At 65.5% G+C, this 19,969-nt stretch carries 18 protein-coding genes; 6 read left to right on the forward strand and 12 right to left on the reverse strand.

Going from position 1 to position 19,969, the window contains the following annotated elements; genetic code table 11:
• Positions 1–55: 55 nt before the first annotated feature.
• Together K7G82_RS08675 and K7G82_RS08680 are read right to left on the reverse strand one after the other, a co-directional pair.
• Positions 56–1,363, reverse strand: coding sequence for an efflux RND transporter periplasmic adaptor subunit (locus tag K7G82_RS08675; RefSeq protein WP_222989452.1), 1,308 nt, complete (start codon positions 1,361–1,363; stop codon positions 56–58).
• An 11-nt stretch (positions 1,364–1,374) separates the two neighbouring features.
• The gene (locus K7G82_RS08680; protein ID WP_222989453.1) at positions 1,375–1,740 is read right to left on the reverse strand and encodes a hypothetical protein; all 366 of its coding nucleotides are present in this window, start codon (positions 1,738–1,740) and stop codon (positions 1,375–1,377) included.
• A gap of 295 nt (positions 1,741–2,035) precedes the next feature.
• On the opposite strand from K7G82_RS08680, the gene K7G82_RS08685 reads away from it, so the two are divergent.
• Entirely contained in the window at positions 2,036–2,647 is a 612-nt protein-coding gene (locus tag K7G82_RS08685; RefSeq protein WP_222989454.1) for a TetR/AcrR family transcriptional regulator, read from the forward strand.
• A 222-nt stretch (positions 2,648–2,869) separates the two neighbouring features.
• Here K7G82_RS08685 and K7G82_RS08690 read toward each other — a convergent pair whose 3' ends face one another.
• The 8 genes from K7G82_RS08690 to K7G82_RS08725 all read right to left on the reverse strand — a co-directional run bounded on the left by K7G82_RS08690 (position 2,870) and on the right by K7G82_RS08725 (position 12,906).
• On the reverse strand, positions 2,870–4,891 hold the full coding sequence (locus tag K7G82_RS08690) for a 3-hydroxyacyl-CoA dehydrogenase NAD-binding domain-containing protein (protein ID WP_222989455.1): 2,022 nt from the start codon (positions 4,889–4,891) through the stop codon (positions 2,870–2,872).
• Positions 4,892–4,948: 57 nt separating this feature from the next.
• Positions 4,949–6,169, reverse strand: coding sequence for a serine hydrolase domain-containing protein (locus K7G82_RS08695; protein ID WP_222989456.1), 1,221 nt, complete (start codon positions 6,167–6,169; stop codon positions 4,949–4,951).
• Positions 6,166–7,113 carry an aldo/keto reductase family protein gene (locus tag K7G82_RS08700; protein WP_222989457.1) on the reverse strand — a complete coding sequence of 316 codons (948 nt, stop codon included), beginning with the start codon at positions 7,111–7,113 and terminating at the stop codon, positions 6,166–6,168. The genes K7G82_RS08695 and K7G82_RS08700 overlap by 4 nt, the downstream gene beginning before the upstream one ends.
• Before the next feature lie 12 nt (positions 7,114–7,125).
• Positions 7,126–7,929, reverse strand: coding sequence for an SDR family NAD(P)-dependent oxidoreductase (locus K7G82_RS08705; RefSeq protein WP_222989458.1), 804 nt, complete (start codon positions 7,927–7,929; stop codon positions 7,126–7,128).
• A 10-nt stretch (positions 7,930–7,939) separates the two neighbouring features.
• Positions 7,940–9,010 carry a phosphotransferase family protein gene (locus K7G82_RS08710; protein ID WP_222989459.1) on the reverse strand — a complete coding sequence of 357 codons (1,071 nt, stop codon included), beginning with the start codon at positions 9,008–9,010 and terminating at the stop codon, positions 7,940–7,942.
• Entirely contained in the window at positions 9,007–10,092 is a 1,086-nt protein-coding gene (locus tag K7G82_RS08715) for a Zn-dependent alcohol dehydrogenase (protein WP_222989460.1), read from the reverse strand. Before K7G82_RS08715 ends, K7G82_RS08710 begins: the two co-directional genes overlap by 4 nt.
• Positions 10,092–11,372 (reverse strand): acyl-CoA dehydrogenase family protein, encoded by a 1,281-nt coding sequence (locus K7G82_RS08720; protein ID WP_222989461.1) that lies wholly within the window; start codon positions 11,370–11,372, stop codon positions 10,092–10,094. Before K7G82_RS08720 ends, K7G82_RS08715 begins: the two co-directional genes overlap by 1 nt.
• A gap of 79 nt (positions 11,373–11,451) precedes the next feature.
• The gene (locus K7G82_RS08725) at positions 11,452–12,906 is read right to left on the reverse strand and encodes an MFS transporter (protein ID WP_246623385.1); all 1,455 of its coding nucleotides are present in this window, start codon (positions 12,904–12,906) and stop codon (positions 11,452–11,454) included.
• A gap of 165 nt (positions 12,907–13,071) precedes the next feature.
• Between K7G82_RS08725 and K7G82_RS08730 the strand changes: the two genes are divergently transcribed.
• From K7G82_RS08730 to K7G82_RS08745, 4 genes are all read left to right on the forward strand, one after another.
• Positions 13,072–14,229 (forward strand): acyl-CoA dehydrogenase family protein, encoded by a 1,158-nt coding sequence (locus K7G82_RS08730; protein ID WP_222989462.1) that lies wholly within the window; start codon positions 13,072–13,074, stop codon positions 14,227–14,229.
• Positions 14,230–14,298: 69 nt separating this feature from the next.
• The gene (locus K7G82_RS08735; RefSeq protein WP_222989463.1) at positions 14,299–15,435 is read left to right on the forward strand and encodes an acyl-CoA dehydrogenase family protein; all 1,137 of its coding nucleotides are present in this window, start codon (positions 14,299–14,301) and stop codon (positions 15,433–15,435) included.
• Positions 15,436–15,448: 13 nt separating this feature from the next.
• Positions 15,449–16,591, forward strand: a complete 1,143-nt coding sequence (locus tag K7G82_RS08740; RefSeq protein ID WP_222989464.1) for an acyl-CoA dehydrogenase family protein — start codon at positions 15,449–15,451, stop codon at positions 16,589–16,591.
• Between the two features lie 16 nt (positions 16,592–16,607).
• The gene (locus K7G82_RS08745) at positions 16,608–17,396 is read left to right on the forward strand and encodes an SDR family oxidoreductase (protein ID WP_222989465.1); all 789 of its coding nucleotides are present in this window, start codon (positions 16,608–16,610) and stop codon (positions 17,394–17,396) included.
• Between the two features lie 69 nt (positions 17,397–17,465).
• Here K7G82_RS08745 and K7G82_RS08750 read toward each other — a convergent pair whose 3' ends face one another.
• Both K7G82_RS08750 and K7G82_RS08755 read right to left on the reverse strand, forming a co-directional pair.
• Positions 17,466–17,852 (reverse strand): PaaI family thioesterase, encoded by a 387-nt coding sequence (locus K7G82_RS08750; RefSeq protein WP_222989466.1) that lies wholly within the window; start codon positions 17,850–17,852, stop codon positions 17,466–17,468.
• Positions 17,849–18,274, reverse strand: coding sequence for a PaaI family thioesterase (locus K7G82_RS08755; RefSeq protein WP_222989467.1), 426 nt, complete (start codon positions 18,272–18,274; stop codon positions 17,849–17,851). The genes K7G82_RS08750 and K7G82_RS08755 overlap by 4 nt, the downstream gene beginning before the upstream one ends.
• Before the next feature lie 138 nt (positions 18,275–18,412).
• Between K7G82_RS08755 and K7G82_RS08760 the strand changes: the two genes are divergently transcribed.
• On the forward strand, positions 18,413–19,969 hold the full coding sequence (locus tag K7G82_RS08760; protein ID WP_222989468.1) for an acyl-CoA synthetase: 1,557 nt from the start codon (positions 18,413–18,415) through the stop codon (positions 19,967–19,969).

Here is a 19,969-nt window from a genome sequence, read left to right on the forward strand (position 1 = left end):
GAACGGCAAGGAGAGGGACTTCGACGGGCTCAGCCCGGACGGGTCGGGGACGCGATCACCGCGCCAGCGTCGCTTGCGATGCCGACGGCGTAAGAACCGGGTTGGCCGATGGCTTGAACGACGCCGGCGGATCGATCTTGCCGATGCGCGCATTCACCTTGCTGCCCGGCATCGCGAATTGCAGGCCCTGGATGACGACGCGGTCGTCGGCCTTCAGACCCGAACGGATGCTGCGCAGCCCGCCGACCAGCGGGCCGGGAACCACTTCGCGCGCAGTGACCGTGCCGTCCTTCGCCACCACGAACACGATCCGGCGGGCCTGATCGGTGCGGACGGCGGCGTCGGGAACCAGCAGCGCCTGGGCGGATCCGCCATCGGTCAGCCGCATGTTGCCGAACATGCCGGGTGCGATGAAATAGTCTGGATTGGCGATCACCGCGCGGCCGCGCATCGTGCCGGACTTGGGATCGATGGCGTTGTCGGTGAAGTCGACCTTGCCCGACCAACTGTAATCGGCCTCGTCCTGCAGCTTGATCTGCACCTGCTGCGCTTCGCCGCCGCCCTTCTGCCTGTCGCGAAGGCCCTTCAGGTACAGCGCCTCCGAACCATCGAAGGTGAAGTAGATGGGATCGAGCGCGAGCACCGTGGTGAGCATCGATTCATTGGCGCCGACCAGATTGCCGACATCGACGCGGCGATCGGAGATGCGCCCGGTCACCGGCGAACGGATCTGGGTGAATTCCAGATCGAGCTGGCGGCTGCGCACCAGCGCCTGCGCGGCAGCGACGCCGGCTTCGCCCGAGCGCATCGCGGCGCGGAGCGAATCCACTTCCTCCTGGCTCACCGCTTCATCGCTGATCAGCCGCGCGGCGCGGGCATATTCGCTGCGCGCGAGCGCGAGCTGGGTCTGCGCCGATGCGGCGCGCGCGCGCGCTTCCGCCAGCGCCGCGGTGAAGGGGCGCTGGTCGATGGTGAAGAGGAGCTGCCCCTTCCGGACGATATCGCCGTCCTTGAAGTGCACGGCGGTGAGCTGGCCCGAGACGCGTGGACGGATCTCCACCGCCTGGCTCGCCTCGAACCGGCCGGTATAATCGTCCCATTCGGTGATGGCGCGTTGCAGCGGCTGGCTGACGGTGACGTTGGGCGGCGGAGGGGCATCGGCCTGCGCCTCGCCACCGCCGAAACCCTTGACGCCGGCAAAGGCGGCGGCGGCGATCAGGACGGCGACGATGCCGGTCTGCGTCTTGCGCTGTACGCCCCAGGGCAGGCGCTTCCGGCCCGCCGGCGTGTCGCCGCCGCCGGACTGTTCTTCCGGCTGGTTGTCGACGGGTTCGCGGTCGCGATCGGGGAATGACTTGTACATGGGTACGCCTTTCAGCGGGAGAGGGGGGAAAGCGCGGTCGCCGCGCGGGGGGAGAAGCCGGCGGCGAAAAAAGCCTGAAGCTCGGGTGCGGGCACGGCGCCGCGCACGGTGCGGGCGATCACCGCGAAGCGCCGCAGCGCTTCCAGCCGGGGGTTGGCGAGGGGATTGGAGCGGCGGATGCCGAACAGCGCCTCGACGATCCGGACGAAGCGGGTCCGCGGGCGGACGCTCCATGCCGTATCGCGCGCGGCGAGCGCGACGACGCTCATTTCGAGCGCGCTGAAGACTGGCTCTGTTCCGGGCGCGGCCGATGTCGCTTCGTCCGCCCGTTGAGCGGCGACGCCAAAAGGCCACCCGTCGAAGGCACGATATGCCATCGGAGCAACTCCCTGTTCTGATCTGTCTCTAAGTCCGAATCGGGATGTTACCGATCGGTAACGCTCTAATAGGTACCGATCGGTAACATGGCAAGCGCTTTTCTGCTGCATCTGCGAAAGGCGTGGTGATAGAAAAGCTTATGGCGCTGAAAGATGCCTTGTATATCGATTTATAATCAACATCTTATGTCGGTGATCGGCCGCCGGGCAGGCTGCGTCGTTCATCACAGGTGCACGATTTGCACTTTAGGTACCGTTCTGTTACATCTTTTTAAACCGCACGGACGTTCCTTGAATGAAGACCAAGACCGCCGACACCGAAGCCAATTGCGTCTGCGAACCCCGCAAAGGCGCCGGCCTGCGCATTTTCGAAACCGCGCGTGAGCTTTTCTACAAGCGCGGCATTCGCGCGGTGGGTGTCGACGAGATCGTCTGCCAGGCGGGCGTGACCAAGCCGAGCCTGTATCGCAGCTATGAATCGAAGGATGCGCTGGTGGCGGCCTGTCTCGAATCCTATGCGGAGGAAAGCTGGGTCGAAATCGATGCGGCGGTGGAAGCCGCAGGCGACAATCCGCGCGATCAGCTTCGCGCGATCGTCACCCATTATGCGGTGCAGATGACGAGCCCGGATTTTCGCGGTTGCCCGATGTCGAACACAGCCGTCGAATTTCCCGAGCCCGGCCATCCGGGACGGCCTGTCGTCGAGGATTGCAAGGTCGCCTTTCGCGGTCGCCTGGTCGATATCACCCGCCGCATGGACGTGCGCGAGCCCGAGGCGTTGGCGGACGGCCTGCTGATGCTGATCGAGGGCGCGTACAGCACGCACCATATCTTCGGTAGCCAGGGGCCTGCGCTGACGCTGGTCCGCGCGGCGGATGCGCTGATCGGAGCCTATAGCGCGCGCTGAGGCTGGCGGGCTCTATTTGAACTGAATCTTCCTATCACGCGTCATTCCGGCGAAAGCCGGAATCTTCTTTGGCATAGTGCACGAGATTCCGGCTTTCGCCGGAATGACGAGGTGTAGGGAGCTGTCGCAAAAAAATCCCAGATCAGCGGGAATCCAGTTGCTTCGACTTTACGAACGGGTCGGAGCCGCTGGATTCCGCTTTCACTGGATTGACAGCGGCCGTTAGTTGAAGCGCCCCTTGCTCGCGGCCTTTTCCGCCAGCAGCGGCGCGATCGCGAAGCCGTGCTTTTCCAGCCCGGCCTTGATCTTGTTGGCGCCCTCCAGATCGGCCCAGAACATCGGGCCGCCGCGATAGACCGGCCAGCCATAGCCATAGACCCAGACGACATCGATGTCCGATGCACGCTGCGCCATCTTTTCCTCAAGGATCAGCGCGCCTTCGTTGACCATCGGATACAGCGTGCGCTCGATGATCTCCTCGTCGCCGATCTCGCGCTTCACCGCGCCCGACCTGGCGGAGAAATCGTCGATGATCGCCTGCACCTCGGCGCTCGGCGTCGGATTGCGCTTCTCGTCATAGTCGTAGAAGCCCTTGCCGGTCTTCTGGCCCCAGCGCCCGACCGCGCAGAGCGCGTCGCGGACATTCTCGATACGGGTGGGGTCGCGATGCCAGCCGATATCGACGCCGGCGAGGTCGCTCATCTGGAACGGGCCCATCGGCATGCCGAAATCGACATGCACCTTGTCGATCTGCTGCGGCGTGGCGCCTTCCATCAGCAGCTTCATCGCCTCGATCTGGCGCGGCTTCAGCATGCGGTTGCCGATGAAGCCGTCGCAGACGCCCGCGACGACGGCGACCTTCCTGATCTTCTTGGCCACCGCCATCGCGGTCGCGAGCACATCGGGCGCGGTCTTGGCGCCGCGCACGACTTCCAGCAGCTTCATGACATTGGCGGGCGAGAAGAAATGCAGGCCCAGCACGTCCTGCGGCCGGCTGGTCGCCGCCGCGATCTCGTTCACGTCGAGATAGCTGGTGTTGGACGCCAGGATCGCGCCGGGCTTGGCGATCGCGTCCAGCTTGCCGAACACCTCTTTCTTGACGTCCATATTCTCGAACACGGCTTCGATGATCAGGTCGCAATCGGCGAGGTCGGCCATGTCCAGCGTCGGGGTGAGAATGCTCATCGCCGCTTCGACCTGCTCGGGCTTCATCCGGCCCTTGGCGGCGGTCGCCTCGTAATTCTTGCGGATCAGGCCGACACCGCGATCGAGCGCTTCCTGTTTCATCTCCAGGATGGTCACCGGAATGCCGGCGCTCAGGAAGTTCATCGAGATGCCGCCGCCCATCGTGCCGGCCCCGATCATGCCGACCTTGCGGATGTCGCGCAGCTTCGTGTCTTCCGGCACGTCGTCGATCTTCGATGCCTTGCGCTCGGAGAAGAAGATATGGCGCTGGGCGGCCGACTGGCTGCCCATCATCAGCTTCATGAATTCCTGGCGCTCGAAAGCGATGCCTTCCTCGAACGGCAGGCGGGTGGCGGCCTCGACACAGGCGATGTTGGCGGCCGGCGCGTCGAAGCCGCGGAACTTCCTGGCATTGGCCTTGGTGAAGCTTTCGATATAGGCGGGATCGCCCTTGACGGGCATCGCGCTCGACTTGCGCGGACCCCTGGCGACGCATTCGCGCGCGAAGGCGATCGCGGTTTCAGCGAGCTTGCCTTCCTCGGCGACCAGATCGACCAGCCCCAGGCTTTCCGCCTTGGCCGCGCTCACCGGATTGCCTGTCGCGCACATCTCCACCGCGGCCTCGATCCCGGCGACGCGCGGCAGACGCTGGGTGCCGCCGGCGCCGGGCAGCAGGCCGAGCTTCACTTCGGGCACGCCGAGCTGTGCGGAGGGAACCGCGACGCGATAATGGCAGGACAGCGCGGTTTCCAGCCCGCCGCCGAGCGCCGTGCCGTGGATGGCCGCGATCACCGGCTTGGGGCTGTTCTCGATCGTCTCGATCATTTCCGGGAAGCTGGGCGGGACCGGCGCCTTGGTGAATTCGGTGATGTCGGCGCCGGCGAAGAAGGTGCGGCCGTCGCAGCGGATGACCACCGCCTTGATGCCGTCATCGGCCAGCGCTTCCTCCACCCCGGCCTTGAGTCCGCCGCGCACGGCCGCGCCCAGCGCGTTGACCGGCGGATTGTTCGAAATGATGACGAGCACATCGCCATGGCGTTCGGTGGTGACGACGGACATTGTTTCCTCCAGTTTCTCTTCTTGCCGGGTAATGATCCCGATTTTTTGTGACAAATTTCAGTCGGCCAGCGCGGCGTAGATCATGGTCTTGATTTCGCGCCGCACCGGATAGGTGTTCGATGGCATGAGCTGCGTCATGAACACCATGATGACGTCTTCCTGCGGATCGACGAAAAAGGCGGTCGAGAACATGCCGCCCCAGAAGAAATCGCCCTTCGATCCGGGAACCATCGTCGCCGCCGGATCGATGGTGGTGGCGAAGCCAAGGCCGAAGCCCGTGCCGGCATTTTCCGCCTCGCTGAACAGCGCCCTGGAATGCTGGGTCAGGTCACCGCCGCCAGGCAGGTGATTGGCGGTCATCAGCGCCAGCGTCTTGCGGCCGATGATGCGCGCGCCGTCCAGCTCGCCTTCGTTCAGCAGCATCCGGCAGAAGCGGTGATAATCGGCCAGGGTCGACGCCATGCCGCCGCCGCCCGAAAGCTGGTTTGGCTTGCGCGCCCAGGCGCTCTTCGCGCCGGTGTCGTACATCTTCTTGGTTTCGGCGGCATTGAAGACGTAGCAGTCGGGCAGGCGATGCTGCTTCGCTTCCGGCACCTGGAAATGCGTGTCGTCCATGCCGAGCGGGCCGGTGACCCGCGCCGCGATCGCCTCGTCGAGCGGCCGATCGTCGACGCGCTGGATGATCGCGCCGAGAATGTCGGTCGCCACCGAATAGTTCCACGAACTGCCGGGATCGAACTGGAGCGGAATGCCCGCGAGCAGCCTGATCAGTTCTTCCAGATCGGGGCCGGCAAAGGCTTCGAGCTTGGCCGCGCGATAGGCCGCGTCGATCGGCGTGCGCTCCTGGAAGCCATAGGTGAGGCCGGAAGTATGGCGCAGCAGGTCGATCATCCGCATCGGCGCCGTCGCCGGCCGCGACGTGAAGGGCTGGTTGCCGCCGCCGGCGACGAACACGCCCAGGTCCTTCCATTCGGGAATCACCCGGTGGACGGGATCGGCGAGCGCGAGCTTGCCTTCCTCGACAAGCTGCATGAACGCGATCGAGGTGATCGGCTTGGTCATGGACGCGATGCGGAAGATCGCGTCGTCCTTGAGCGGTTCGCCGGCACGGGCTTCGCCCTGGACCGAGAGGTGCGCGATCTCGTCGCCGCGCCCGATAAGCAGAGCTGTGTGCGGCAGCCGGCCGGTATCGAGATATTTGGCCTTGAGATGCGCGGGGATGCGGGCGAGACGCGCGGCGTCGAAACCGAGTTCGGTGGGGTCGGACACGGTGATCATGCGCGGACGATCGAGGCGGCGATCGCCTCCGCCTTTTCGAAGAGCGCGGGATCGATGGAGAGGCCGCTGGCTGCGGCATTGTCGTCCACCTGTTCCGGCCGGCTCGCGCCGATGATCGCCGATGCGACATTGGGCTCTCGGAGCACCCAGGCGAGCGCGAACTGCGCCAGCGTGCATCCTGCCTCGGCGGCGAGCGGCCGAAGCTGCTCGACCGCGCCGAGCACCGTATCGTTCATGAAGCGATCGATGAAGCCGCCCATCTGGTCGCTGGTCGCGCGGCTGTCGGGCGGCGGTGCCTCGCCCGGCCTGTATTTGCCGGTGAGCACGCCTTGCGCGAGCGGTGACCAGACGATCTGCGAGATCCCGTTCGCGGCCGAAAGCGGGATGACCTCGGCTTCGGGCGCGCGCCACAGCAGCGAATATTGCGGCTGGCTCGATACGAACTTCACCGTGCCCGGCACGGCGAGCGCGTCGCGGATATTCTGCGGCGTCCATTCGGAAAAGCCGATATGGCGCGCCTTGCCGGAGCGGACGACCTCGCTCAGCGCCTCCATCGTTTCCTCGATCGGCGTTTCGTCGTCGTAGCGATGGCATTGATAGAGGTCGATATAATCGGTCTTGAGCCGCGTCAGCGAGGCATCGACCTGTTTGAGGATCTGCGTGCGCGAAAGGCCGCGATCGTTTTCGGTCATCGGGAAGAACAGCTTCGTCGCCAGTACATAGCTGTCACGCGGCCTGCCTGCGAGCGCTCCACCGAGAAAGCTTTCCGCGGCGCCACGGCCATAGATATTGGCGGTGTCGATGAAGTTGATGCCGATATCGAGCGCGCGGTCGAGACAGGCGCGCGCCTTGTCGGCCTCGACGCCGACACCGAAGGTAAGCCATGATCCGAGCGAAATCTCCGAAACCTGGAGGTCGCTGTCGCCGAGCCTGCGATATTTCACCGATAGTCGTCCTTATGCCGCGGTCTTGCCGGTTTCCTGGCGGGTTACGGGATGCGAGCTGGAAAGCCCGCCATCGACCGCGATCGCCTGTCCGTTCACATAGCTGGATTCGTCGGATGCGAGGAACAATGCCGTGAACGCGATTTCCTCGGGCTGGCCGGCGCGGCGCAGCGGGTTGAGCCGGCCGATCTTCTCCTCGACGCCTTTTTCGCGCGCATAGACGAAGGCGCGCTCGGTCATGCCCGTTTCGATGAGCCCGGGGCAGATCGCGTTGACGCGCACGCCCGTGCCCGAAAGCTGCTGCGCCGCCGTCTGTACCAGATTGATCACGCCCGCCTTCGATGCCGAATAGGCGGGGCAGCCCGCGCCCGACCGGATGCCGGCGACGCTGGCGGTGCAGATGATCGAGCCGGACCCCTTTTTCATGATTTCCTGCGCAGCGTGCTTCACCAGCAGGAAGGGGCCGACCAGATTGACCTGCAGGATCTGCTGCCAATCCTCGACGCTGTGTTCGAACAGGCCGGTCAGCCCGCCGGAAATGCCGGCATTGGCATAGGCGATGTCGAGCCCGCCATAGGAAAGCCGGGCGGTCTGGACGAGGTTCTTCACATCCTCCTCCTTGCCGGCGTTCATCTGGATCGCGTTGACCTCGCCGCCCTCGTCGCGGATCAGCTTCGCCGTCTCATGCACGCTGTCCGCCTTGTCGCCGATCACCAGGCGCGCGCCGTTGCGTGCGAAAAGAAGGGCCGTCGCGCGACCGATTCCCGATCCCGCGCCGGTGATGACCGCGCTCTTGCCCTGCAATCGTCCGCCCATATCGCGTCTCCTATGCCGCTCCCGCCTTCACCGCGAAGCTCCATGCCGCCCGGGCGAGCGATGGCGCGCGCGCGGCGGTCGCCTCCGCCTGCGCGCTCGATGCCGTGCCTTCGAGGATGCGCTTCCTGATGCCCTGGACGATTCCGGTGAGGCGGAAGAGGTTGTAGCTGAAATACCAGTTGAGATCGGGGACGCCCGAACGCCCGGTCGCGGCGCAATAGCGTTCCACCGTTTCCTCAAGCGTCGGGATGCCCAGCGCCGGCAGGTCGAGGCCCCTGATGCCCGAACGCCCCTCCGGTTCGGTCACCCAGTTCATCAGCAGATAGGAAAAGTCGGCAAGCGGATCGCCGAGCGTGGAGAGTTCCCAGTCGAGCACCGCCAGCACGCGCGGCTCCGCGGCGGCGAAGATCATGTTGTCGATACGATAGTCGCCATGGACGATCGATACGCGGTCCTGTGTCGGCACCGTCCTGGGCAGCCATTCGATCAGCCGTTCGACCTCGGGCATATGCTCGGTCTCGGACGCACGATATTGCTTGGTCCAGCGGCCGACCTGACGCTCGAAATAATTGCCGGGCTTGCCGTAGTCGCCAAGGCCGGCGGCCTCGTGATCGATGGTGTGGAGCGCCGCGAGCGTATCGATCATCGCTTCATAGAGGCCGCGCCGCTCGCCGGGCGCCATGCCGGGCAGGGATCCGTCCCACAGGTTGCGGCCTTCGACCAGGCCCATCACATAGAACATCGATCCGATGACGCCGTCGTCGGCGCACAGGCCATAGGGCCGCGCCACCGGAAAGCCGGTGGGATGGAGCGCCGCGATAAGCCGATACTCGCGATCGACCGCATGGGCGGAGGGCAGCAGCGGGCCGAACGGCTTGCGGCGCAGCACATAGGCGCCGCTCGGCGCATCGATGCGATAGGTCGGGTTGGACTGGCCGCCCTTGAATTTCGACAGCCGGACCGGCCCTTCGAAACCGTCGACATTCGCCGTCATCCAGGCGGTGAGCGCCGCTTCGTCGAGCCGGTCCTTCTCGGGTACCTCGACCGTGCCGGTCATGCTCGCCTGCGTATCCCCGCTCATGCGTCGAACACGATCACGGTGCGGGCGGTGTCGCCCTTGCGAAGCTCGTCAAAGGCGTGGTTGATCTTCTCCAGCGGCACCCGTTCGGCGATGATTGTGTCGAGGTCGAGCAGGCCGCGCATGTAGAAATCGACAAGACGCGGGATATCGACCGGGAAGCGGTTGCCGCCCATGAACGCGCCTTGCAGCTTCTTGCCCGACAGCAGGTCCATCGCGCTGAGCCCGGTCTTGTGATCCAGCGGCATCATGCCGAGCACCGTCGCGGTGCCGCCGCGACGCAGCAGCTTCACCGCCATGTCGCCCGATGCCGGCCTGCCGACCGCTTCGATCGCGTGATCGACGCCGCCCTTGGTGAGCGCGACGATCTCCCCCACAGCGCCCTCCGCTGATGCATCGACCGTGTCGGTCGCGCCCAGCTTTTGGGCGAGCGCGCGTTTTTCGGGAACCGGATCGACCGCGATGATCCGTCCCGCGCCCGCGATCCGCGCGGCGTTGACCGCCGCGAGCCCGACGCCGCCGCAGCCCACCACCGCGACGGTTTCGCCCGGCGTGAGCTTCGCCACGTTGAACACCGCGCCGGCGCCGGTGGTGACCGCGCAGCCGAGCACGCTGGCGCGGTCGAGCGGCATGTCCGGATCGATCGCGACACAGGCATGTTCGTGGACGAGCATCAGTTCGGCATAGGCCGACAGGTTGAGCATCTGGTTGATCGGCGCGCCGCCCATGCTCAGCCGGGGCGGTTCGCCCTTCTTGCGGCGGGTGTCGCCGCCCATGCAGAGCGACATCCGCCCGGTGACGCAGAATTCGCAATGGCCGCAAAAGGCGGACAGGCAGGTGACGACCGCGTCGCCGACCTTCACCGTCGTCACGCCTTCGCCGACCATCTCGACGATTCCCGCCGCTTCATGGCCGGGGATGGCCGGCAGCGGATGCGGATAGGCGCCGTCGACGAAATGCAGATCGGACCGGCAGACGCCGCACGCGACGGTGCGGATCAGCACTTCGCGTGGGCCGGGCTTGTCGACCGTGATCTCTTCGATGGTGAGCGGCGTCTTCGCTTCGTGGAGGACGGCGGCCTTCATCAGCGCGCTCCCGCTGCGGCCTTGGCGGCGGCGATCGCGTCGCGCCCGCCATGCTTGCCGAATTCGAGCCGGGCGATGGCGCGGTTGTGCACCTCGTCCGGGCCGTCCGCCAGCCGCAGCGTGCGGATGCCGGCATAGGCCTTGGCCAGGCCGAAATCCTCCGACACGCCGGCGCCGCCATGCGCCTGGATCGCATCGTCGATGATCCGCAGCGCCATGCGCGGCGCCGCCACCTTGATCATCGCGATCTCGGCCTGCGCGGCCTTGTTGCCGGCCTTGTCCATCATGTCGGCGGCTTTCAGGCAGAGCAGGCGGCACATCTCGATATCGATGCGCGCCTCGGCGATGCGCTGCTCCCACACGCTGTGCTCGGCCACCGCCTTGCCGAAGGCGACGCGCGACAGCAGTCGCTTCGCCATCTTCTCGATCGCTTCCTCGGCCACGCCGATCGTGCGCATACAGTGATGGATGCGGCCCGGCCCGAGGCGACCCTGCGCGATCTCGAAACCGCGACCTTCGCCGAGGAGCATGTTTTCCACCGGTACGCGGACGTTTTCGAGCTCGATCTCCATATGGCCGTGCGGCGCGTCGTCATAACCGAAGACGGGCAGGTGGCGCAGGATCTTCACGCCCGGCGCGTCGAGCGGCATCAGGATCATCGATTGCTGCGCATGGCGCTGCGCCTCGAAATCGGTCTTGCCCATGACGATCGCGATCTCGCAGCGCGGATCGCCCGCGCCCGACGACCACCATTTGCGGCCGTTGATCACATAGTCGTCGCCGTCGCGCGTGATCCGCGTCTCGATATTGGTCGCGTCCGACGACGCCACCGCCGGCTCGGTCATCAGGAAGGCCGAACGGATCTCCCCGTTCATCAGCGGCTTCAGCCACCGGTCCTTCTGGTCGCGCGTGCCGTAGCGGTGAAGCACTTCCATATTGCCGGTGTCGGGCGCGGAGCAGTTGAAGACCTCCGAAGCCCAGCCGATCCGGCCCATTTCCTCGGCGCACAGCGCGTATTCGAGATTGGTGAGGCCCGGCCCGTCGAATTCGAAACTGTCGTCGACATGGGGGCGGCCCGATGCCGGCGGCATGAAGAGGTTCCAGATGCCGGCGGCCTTGGCGCGCGCCTTTTCCTCCTCGATCACGGGCAGGACTTTCCATCGTCCGCCCTCTGCCTGCTGCGCATGATAGTCATGGTCGCGTGGGCGGACATGCGCTTCGATGAAGTCGCGGACGCGGTCGCGCCAATAGGCTTGCCGCTCGGTCAGGGTGAAGTCCATCGCGTCTCTCCTGCCTCAAGATTTTCGATCGTGCCCGACAGCCGAAAGCCGATTCCGCCAGGCTTGTGAACCCTGAATTTCAGCCATCGAGCGTATCCCTGTCGCCTTCCGCTACGGCAAGCTGGCGAAGCCGCGCTTCATGCTCGGCGCGGCCGAACGGGAATTTCATGAAGATCCATGCCGCGCCAATCCCGATGACGACGGTAAGGCCGGCATAGGCGGCCATCAGCCGCGTGATGACGGTTGAGTCGATCGCCGCTGGCTGCGCGTCGGCTGGAAAGCCGATCGCGCCGAGCAGCGCGCCCGACAGGAAGATGCCCACGCCGGTCACGCACTTCTGCGTGAAGAAGAAGCCGGCGAAGAACAGCCCTTCGGCCCGTTTGCCGGTTTCGGCTTCCGATGCTTCGGTGACGTCGGCCACCATCGATGCGGTGAGGATCATCACGCCGATGCCCGCCGCGGTCGCGAGCGCCATCAACGTCAGGAAGATCGGCATCATCAGCGGCGACTGATTGCCGGGGAACAGGCCGGCGAGCCGCAGCCAATAGGGCAGGGTGGACAGCACGATGCTGACGAGCGCGAGCATGGCCGCCGCATCCTTCTTGCCCAGCCGTCGCGAAACGGCCGGGACGCCGAGAAAGGCGAGCACCGCGCCGGCGAACAGCGCGAGCGCGTAGGTGATGAAGGCGGCTTGCGGAAATTCCCAGACGAACAGCAGCAGATAGTTGCTGAGCGCGAAGGTGAGGCCCTGGTTGGCGAAGGCGAAGAGCGCCGCCGCCATCAGGATCAGGAAGGGCCGGTTGCGCAGGGTCGAGACGATCGCGCGCAGCGTGGGACCGAGCGGCAGTCGCTCCGGGGCCGTCGGTGCACGGCGCGCATAGCCCCGATGCGTGCCGATCGCGGAGACGAGTACGGCGACGAGCATGATGCCCGCGCCGACGAGGGCGAAGCGATGATAGCCGTTGGGATTGAGCTGGCCGACCGGATAGCCGGGCTCGGGCACCAGCAGCAGTCCGAAGGCGAGCATCAGCATCGCGAGGCCGCCCGCCCAGCCGAACAGATAGCGGTAGCGCAGCACCGCGGTGCGTTCGTGATAGTCGCGCGTGATTTCCGGCGCGAGCGCGAGCGAGGGCACTTCGTAGCAGGAGACGACCGCGCGCACGAGGATCGCAATGCCGATCAGATAGGCGAATTGCACGCCCGGCGCGGCATCGGGCGGATTCCACAACAGGATCCAGACCATCGCGATCGGCAGGGCCGACAGGTACAGCCAGGGATGGCGCCGGCCCCAGCGCGAGTGGGTCTGATCGGAAAGATGGCCGACCATCGGATCGATACAGGCGTCGACGAGCAGCGCGATCATGATCGCCAGCCCGACCTGATGCGCGGGCAGGCCGACCACCTGATTGTAGAAAAGCAGCAGGAAGACGGAGAAGCCGTTATCCTTGATGCCATAGGCGACCGCGCCGAAGCCGTAGCTCAGCTTGGTCGCCAGCGGCACCTGACGGGGCATGGATTGGGGCTCGAATCCCAAGCGCGATCCTCTCTCTTGCGCCATGAGCATGGGCGGCGGCACGGGCGCGGTCAATGCATGCGCCGCTGACGCTACGGCACCCGCGATTCCCGCAGAATCCCTTGCTTGCAGGATTTTGCAGCCATAGTCTTGCCCCGGAATTCCACGCTCGGAGAGGAGCTGACAATGAGCGATCTGGAGACTTTCCGCGCCGAAACCCGCGCCTGGCTGGAAGCGAATTGCCCGCCCGAGATGCGCGAGCCGGTGAAGGACGAAAGCGACGCCTGCTGGGGTGGCCGCAATCCCACTTACAAGAGCCCCGCGCAGAAATTGTGGATGGACCGGATGGCCGAAAAGGGCTGGACGGTGCCCGACTGGCCCAAGCCTTATGGCGGCGCCGGCCTGTCGCCCGCCGAAACGAAGATCCTGCGCCAGGAGATGGCGGCGCTCGGCTGCCGTTCTCCGCTGTCCTCCTTCGGCATCTGGATGCTCGGGCCGGCGCTGCTCAAATTCGGGACCGAGGAACAGAAGGTCCATTATCTCAACCAGATCGCCAGGGGCGAGATCCGCTGGTGCCAGGGCTATTCGGAGCCCGGTTCGGGATCCGATCTCGTCTCGCTCCAGACCTTCGGCGAGGACAAGGGCGATCACTGGGTCGTCAACGGCCAGAAGATCTGGACGAGCTATGCCGACAAGGCGGACTGGATCTTCTGCCTCGTCCGCACCGACAAGGACGACAAGTATAAGGGCATCAGCTTCCTGCTGTTCGACATGGAGACGCCCGGCGTCTCGACCAAGCCGATCAAGCTGATCTCGGGCAATTCACCCTTCTGCGAGACCTTTTTCGACAATGTCGTGGTGCCCAAGCACCAGATCGTCGGCGAACTCAATCGCGGCTGGGACGTCGCCAAATATCTGCTCGGCCATGAGCGCGAGATGATTTCGGGCGCGGGCAATGCGCCGGTGGGTTCGGTCGGCGCGATGCACAGGGATCTGATGGCGGCGGACCCGATCCTGCGCGGCGAGATGGCCCGGCTCGACGTCGATACCCTGGCGTTCCGCGCGATGGGCGAAAAGTTCATCGACGAGATGAAGGCCGGCAAGGCGCATCCCGCCCAGCCCAATATGATGAAATATTTCGGTACCGAACTGAACAAGCGGCGCAACGAACTGGTGATGTCGGCGGGCGGATCCGATGCGCTGGAATGGGAAAGCGAGGCGTCGACCGGCGGGGCCAAGGCGCGCGCATGGCTGCGCACCAAGGCCAATTCGATCGAGGGCGGCACCAGCGAGGTGATGCTCAACGTCGTCGCCAAGCGCATTCTGGACCTGCCGGGCGCCTGACGCGCCGAGGACGACGCGTCCATTCCCCATTCCAATACCGCGCGTTCGCGCGGATCGAAGGATCAGACCATGCCGCTTTACCACACCGAAGATCAGGCGATGCTCAAGGATACCGCCGCGTCTTTCATGAAGACCGAAGCGCCGACCACCCATTTCCGCAAGTTCCGCGACATGAACTGCAAGGACGGCTTTTCGCACGGCCTGTGGAAGCAATTCGCCGAAATGGGTTTCACCGGCATATTGGTGCCCGAGGATCAGGGCGGGCTCGGGCTCGGCCATGTCGAGGCGGGAATCGTGCTCGAGGAGATCGGCCGCAATCTTTCGCCCTCGCCGTTCCTGACCACTTCGGTTGCGGGCGTCGAGGCGCTGAAGGCCGCCGACGCGGCGCTGCGCGAGCGCTGGTTCCCCGGCATCCTCTCGGGCGAAACCGTGCTGGGCCTGGCGATCGACGAAGGCGCGAAGCACAATCCCGCCGCGATCGCGATGAAGGCGGAGCGGGCGGGCAATGGTTTCAGGCTCACCGGTCGCAAGCAGTTCGTGATCCAGGGCGCCTCCGCCGACATGCTGATCGTCGCGGCGCGCACCGCAGGCAGCGCGGGCGAACAGGACGGACTGACCCTGTTCGCGGTCGACAAGGACGCCGCCAATCTTTCGATGGAGGCGGCGCGGCTGGTCGACAGTTCTATGGGCGCGCATGTCGCGTTCGAGGGTGTCGAAGTGGATGCCGATGCAGTGATCGGCGAGGTCGATCAGGGCTGGGCGGTGCTGGCCCGGATGCTGCGCGCGGGGCGGACGGGCGCCGCGTCGGAAATGGTCGGTGTCGGGTCCGCCGCGATGGACATGACGGTCGACTATCTGAAGCAGCGCAAGCAGTTCGGCCGGCTGATCGGCGAATTCCAGGCGCTGCAGCATCGCGCGGCGCATCTCTATTCGGAAATGGAAGTGGCGCGCGCCGTGGTGCTCAAGGCGCAGCAATTGCTCGACGAAGGCAGCGACAATGCCGACCTGATGGTCTCGGTCGCCAAGGCCAAGGTTGGGCAGGCGACGGGCCTTGCGGTGCGCGAAGGCGTGCAGATGCATGGCGGCATCGGCATGACCGACGAATATGACATCGGCCTCTACATGAAGCGCGATCGCGCGCTTCAGGAATTCATGGGCGACGTCAACTTCCACACCGACCAGGTCGCGCGCGCGCACGGTTATTGACGAGGTAGGCTCGATGGCGCTGGATCCCGAGACCTTCGATGCACTGATCGACGCGGTTCGCCGCTTCGTCGCCGAACGCCTGCGCCCGCGCGAGGCGGATGTGGCCGAGCGCGACGAGATTCCGGACGATCTGATCGAGGAGATGAAGGCGCTCGGCCTGTTCGGCATGTCCATCCCGGAGGCCTATGGCGGCCTCGGCCTGTCGATGGTCGAGGAACTGAAGGTCGCCTTCGAGCTTGGCCGCACCAGCCCGGCGATGCGATCCACCTTCGGCACCAATGTCGGGATCGGTAGCCAGGGCCTGGTGATGGCGGGCACCGATGCGCAGAAGGCCGAATGGCTGCCGCGCATCGCGACGGGCGAGATCGTGACCAGCTTCGCGCTCACCGAGCCCGATGTCGGATCGGACAGCGCGGCGGTGAAGACCCGAGCCGTGCGCGATGGCGATGCTTATCGCCTGACCGGCACGAAGCGCTTCATCACCAATGCCGACAGGGCATCGCTGTTCACGGTGATGGCGCGTACCGGCGGGGATGGGGCGCATGGCGTATCGGCATTCCTGGTGCCCGCCGATCTGCCCGGCCTGTCGATCGGGACGCCGGAACGGAAGATGGGGCAGCAGGGCGCCCATGTCTGCGACGTGATCTTCGACGACGTGCCCGTGCCCGCCGCGAACATGCTCGGGGCCGAAGGGGAGGGGTTCAAGGTCGCGATGCGCGTGCTCGATCGCGGACGGCTGCACATTGCCGCCGTCTGTGTCGGCGTGGCGGAGCGTCTGATCGCCGACAGCGTCGCCTATGCGACCGAACGGCGTCAGTTCGGCAAGCCGATCTCCGAGCACCAGTTGATCCAGGCGATGATCGCCGATTCCAAGACCGAGGCGCTCGCCGCGCGGGCGTTCGTGCTCGATGTCGCGGCGAGGAAGGACGCGGGCGAGAACACGACGATGGAGGCGGCGGCGGTCAAGCTGTTCGCGTCCGAGATGGTCGGCCGCGTCGCCGATCGCGCCGTCCAGATCTTCGGCGGCGCGGGCTATATCGCCGACTACGGGATCGAGCGGCTCTATCGCGACGTCCGCCTGTTCCGCATCTATGAAGGCACCAGCCAGATCCAGCAGATCGTCATCGCCCGTGAAACCATCAGGCGCGGCGGATAAGGGAGATCACAACGTCATGAATATCGCCAATCTCTTCAGCCTGGAGGGCAAGGTCGCGCTCGTCACCGGCGGATCGCGCAATATCGGCAAATGGATCGCCGAAGGCTTCATCGCGCAGGGCGCGAAAGTCTATATCTCGTCGCGCAAGGCCGATGCCTGCGACCGGGCGGCTGAGGAACTCGGCCCCAATTGCATCGCGCTGCCGCAGGACGTCTCGACCGTCGAGGGTTGCAAGGCGCTGGCCGCCGCGCTGACCGAGCGGGAGCCGAAGCTCGACATCCTCGTCAACAATGCGGGCGCCGCCTGGGGCGAGCCGTTCGAGGTGTTCCCCGAATCGGGCTGGGACAAGGTGGTGGACCTCAACCTCAAATCGCCCTTCTTCCTGACCCAGGCGCTGCACGGCGCGCTCAAGGCGGCAGCCTCGCCCGACCGCCCGGCCAAGGTGATCAATATCACGTCGATCGACGGGCTCCGCCTCAATCCCTGGGAGACCTACAGCTATCATGCGTCGAAGGCGGGGTTGATCTACCTCACCAAGCGGATCGCCGCGCGGCTGGTGAGCGATCACATCAACGTCACCTCGATCGCGCCGGGCGCCTTCGCGTCCGACATGAACAAGGCGGCGCGAGACCATGGCGATACGGTGGCCCAGCGCATCCCGTCGGGTCGGATCGGCGTGCCGGAGGATCTCGCCGCGACCGCCGTGTTCCTGGCCAGCCGCGCCGGCGATTATGTGGTGGGCGAAACGATCGCGGTCGACGGCGGCATCGTCAATGCTCTGGCCGGCGGCAGCATCGATCCTTGAACAAAAAGCATCTCATGTCATTCCCGCGCACGCGGGAATGACAATGCGGAGATCTCGGCGGATCGAACCCTAATCCCGCACGATCAGGATGTTCATCCGGGCTGCGGCGATCGGCTTTTCGCGTTCGTCCTGCCAGGCGAAGGCCTCGACATTGGCGATGCGCGTGCCGACTCGTGAGACGAGGCCCACGGCGCGCGTGTCCTTCTCCCGGCCGCCGCGCATATAGTCGACGGTGATGTTGATCGGCTTGAAACGCGGTTTGGCCTCACCCTCGAACTGGGCATGGAGTGCGCCGATCGCCGCCATTTCGAGCATGCCGGCGATCGCGCCGCCGTGCAGGAAGCCCGGGCGCCCCATCACATCCTGGCGGAACGGCATGATCAGCACGGGGGCGCCGTCCTGATATCCGTCGGTGGAGAGGCCGAGCAGTTCGGCATAGGGCGGCAGCCAGCTCATTTCAGTGGTCCCGTGAACATATAGGTACCCGCGACGTGCGCGAGCGGATCGTCCGGATCGCCGTCATGCGCCTGGCCGCGGATGAACGCGATGTTGCGGGTGACGCGATAGCATTGGCCACGGCCGACCACCGTCTTGCCCGGTACGGCGGGGCGCAGGTAATCGACGCGCAGGTCGAGCGTCGCCTGGGGCTGGAAATTGCCGGTCCTGATCCAGATCGAGATGCTTGTCGCCATGTCCATCAGCGATACGATCGGCCCCGATGCGAGCACGCCGGTATCGGTATCGCCGACGAGCCGCGGCGAATAGGGCAAGGCGAGCTCGACCCAGTCTTCGCCATGTGCGTGATATTCGATGCCGAGCAGGGCATTGTGGCCATGCCGGCGCATCAGCTTGAGAAAACGTGCGGGATCGAATTCCATCGGATTCGCCTAGCCTTGAGTGTGCGGCTCCGCAACGCGGACGGCCGATCGAATTTTCGCGATAGCAGGTGACAATGGCAGACGTCGCGTTAGGATGACGTTTACGGAAAGGGCAGGCCAGGCGACCTGCCAGCCGGAATGGAGAGCCGATTGACCCATCCCAGCCATCATGCCCGCACCACACCGCAGAAACCGGCGGTGATTTTCGGCGATACCGGCGAAGCGATCGACTATCGCACGCTCGACGCGCGTTCCAACCAGGGCGCGCATCTGTTCCGGCGGGCGGGGCTGCAGCAGGGCGATACCGTCGCCTTCCTGTTCGACAATCATGTCCGCTTCTTCGAACTGGCCTGGGCGGCGCAGCGGTCCGGGCTTTATTATGCCTGCGTCTCGGCGCGGCTGACGCCGCCCGAGATCGCCTATATCGTGCGTGACAGCGGTGCGAGGCTGCTGGTCGCGTCCGAGGGCGTCGGCGAAGCGCTTGCGGCGCTGCCCGATCTGTTCGCCGATCTGCCGCGCTTCCTGATCGGCGCGCCCGTGCCGGGCTGGCGCGACTGGATCGCCGAGGCGGCGGCCGAGCCGGAGACCCCGATCGCGGACGAGGGCGCCGGCACCGACATGCTCTATTCCTCCGGCACCACGGGGCGGCCCAAGGGCGTTCGCCAGGGTGTTCCGCCGGGCGGGGCGATCGATGCGCCCAATGCCTTGACGATGATCGCGGAGAAGGTGTTCGGTTTCGATGCCGACAGCATCTATCTCTCGCCGGCCCCGCTTTATCATGCGGCGCCGTTGCGCTGGAGCATGGTCGTCCACCGGCTTGGCGGAACGGTCGTGATGATGGCGCATTTCGATCCGGTGCAGGCGCTGGACCTGATCGAACGCCACAGCGTCACTGTCAGCCAATGGGTCCCGACCCATTTCATCCGCTTGCTCAAATTGCCGGAGGGGGAGCGCGCCCGCCACGATCTGTCGTCGCTGCGGTCGGCCATTCATGCGGCGGCACCGTGCCCGATCCCGATCAAGCAGGCGATGATCGACTGGTGGGGGCCGGTGATCGATGAATATTATGCCGCATCGGAAGCGATCGGCATGACGGCGATACGATCGACCGACTGGCTGGCGCACAGGGGATCGGTGGGCCGCGCGGTCTATGGCGTGGCGCATATCTGCGACGAGGACGGCAACGAACTGCCGCCACGCAGCGAAGGGCTGGTCTATTTCGGCGAAGGGGCGGAGTTCAGTTACCACAACGATCCAGGGAAAACCGCCGAAGCCGCCAACCGGCATGGCTGGCGGACGGTAGGCGATATCGGCTGGCTCGACGAGGATGGCTATCTCTACCTCACGGATCGCAAGAGCTTCATGATCATCTCGGGCGGGGTGAACGTCTATCCGCAGGAGATCGAGAATCACCTCGTCACCCATCCCCGCGTCGCCGATGTCGCGGTGATCGGGGCGCCGTGCCCCGACATGGGTGAGCGCGTGATCGCGATCGTCCAGCCGATGGACATGGCGGAGGCTGGGGACGGGCTGGCAGCCGAACTCGTCGCCTGGTGCCGCGAAAGCCTGTCCGGCCCCAAGATTCCGCGCCAGATCGATTTCCTGGCCGAATTGCCGCGCCATCCCACGGGCAAGCTCTACAAGCGCCTGTTGCGCGATCAATATTGGGGGCAGGCGGGCAGCCGCATCGTCTGA

The organism is Sphingomonas colocasiae (assembly GCF_019880585.1).
GTDB classification, from domain to species: domain Bacteria; phylum Pseudomonadota; class Alphaproteobacteria; order Sphingomonadales; family Sphingomonadaceae; genus Sphingobium_A; species Sphingobium_A colocasiae.

Bases quoted from the DNA above. Each gene is read 5' to 3' on its own strand.
- K7G82_RS08675 (WP_222989452.1), bottom strand. From the start codon at position 1,363: ATGTACAAGTCATTCCCCGATCGCGACCGCGAACCCGTCGACAACCAG.
- K7G82_RS08680 (WP_222989453.1), bottom strand. From the start codon at position 1,740: ATGGCATATCGTGCCTTCGACGGGTGGCCTTTTGGCGTCGCCGCTCAA.
- K7G82_RS08685 (WP_222989454.1), top strand. From the start codon at position 2,036: ATGAAGACCAAGACCGCCGACACCGAAGCCAATTGCGTCTGCGAACCC.
- K7G82_RS08690 (WP_222989455.1), bottom strand. From the start codon at position 4,891: ATGTCCGTCGTCACCACCGAACGCCATGGCGATGTGCTCGTCATCATT.
- K7G82_RS08695 (WP_222989456.1), bottom strand. From the start codon at position 6,169: ATGATCACCGTGTCCGACCCCACCGAACTCGGTTTCGACGCCGCGCGT.
- K7G82_RS08705 (WP_222989458.1), bottom strand. From the start codon at position 7,929: ATGGGCGGACGATTGCAGGGCAAGAGCGCGGTCATCACCGGCGCGGGA.
- K7G82_RS08710 (WP_222989459.1), bottom strand. From the start codon at position 9,010: ATGAGCGGGGATACGCAGGCGAGCATGACCGGCACGGTCGAGGTACCC.
- K7G82_RS08715 (WP_222989460.1), bottom strand. From the start codon at position 10,092: ATGAAGGCCGCCGTCCTCCACGAAGCGAAGACGCCGCTCACCATCGAA.
- K7G82_RS08720 (WP_222989461.1), bottom strand. From the start codon at position 11,372: ATGGACTTCACCCTGACCGAGCGGCAAGCCTATTGGCGCGACCGCGTC.
- K7G82_RS08730 (WP_222989462.1), top strand. From the start codon at position 13,072: ATGAGCGATCTGGAGACTTTCCGCGCCGAAACCCGCGCCTGGCTGGAA.
- K7G82_RS08735 (WP_222989463.1), top strand. From the start codon at position 14,299: ATGCCGCTTTACCACACCGAAGATCAGGCGATGCTCAAGGATACCGCC.
- K7G82_RS08740 (WP_222989464.1), top strand. From the start codon at position 15,449: ATGGCGCTGGATCCCGAGACCTTCGATGCACTGATCGACGCGGTTCGC.
- K7G82_RS08745 (WP_222989465.1), top strand. From the start codon at position 16,608: ATGAATATCGCCAATCTCTTCAGCCTGGAGGGCAAGGTCGCGCTCGTC.
- K7G82_RS08750 (WP_222989466.1), bottom strand. From the start codon at position 17,852: ATGAGCTGGCTGCCGCCCTATGCCGAACTGCTCGGCCTCTCCACCGAC.
- K7G82_RS08755 (WP_222989467.1), bottom strand. From the start codon at position 18,274: ATGGAATTCGATCCCGCACGTTTTCTCAAGCTGATGCGCCGGCATGGC.
- K7G82_RS08760 (WP_222989468.1), top strand. From the start codon at position 18,413: ATGGAGAGCCGATTGACCCATCCCAGCCATCATGCCCGCACCACACCG.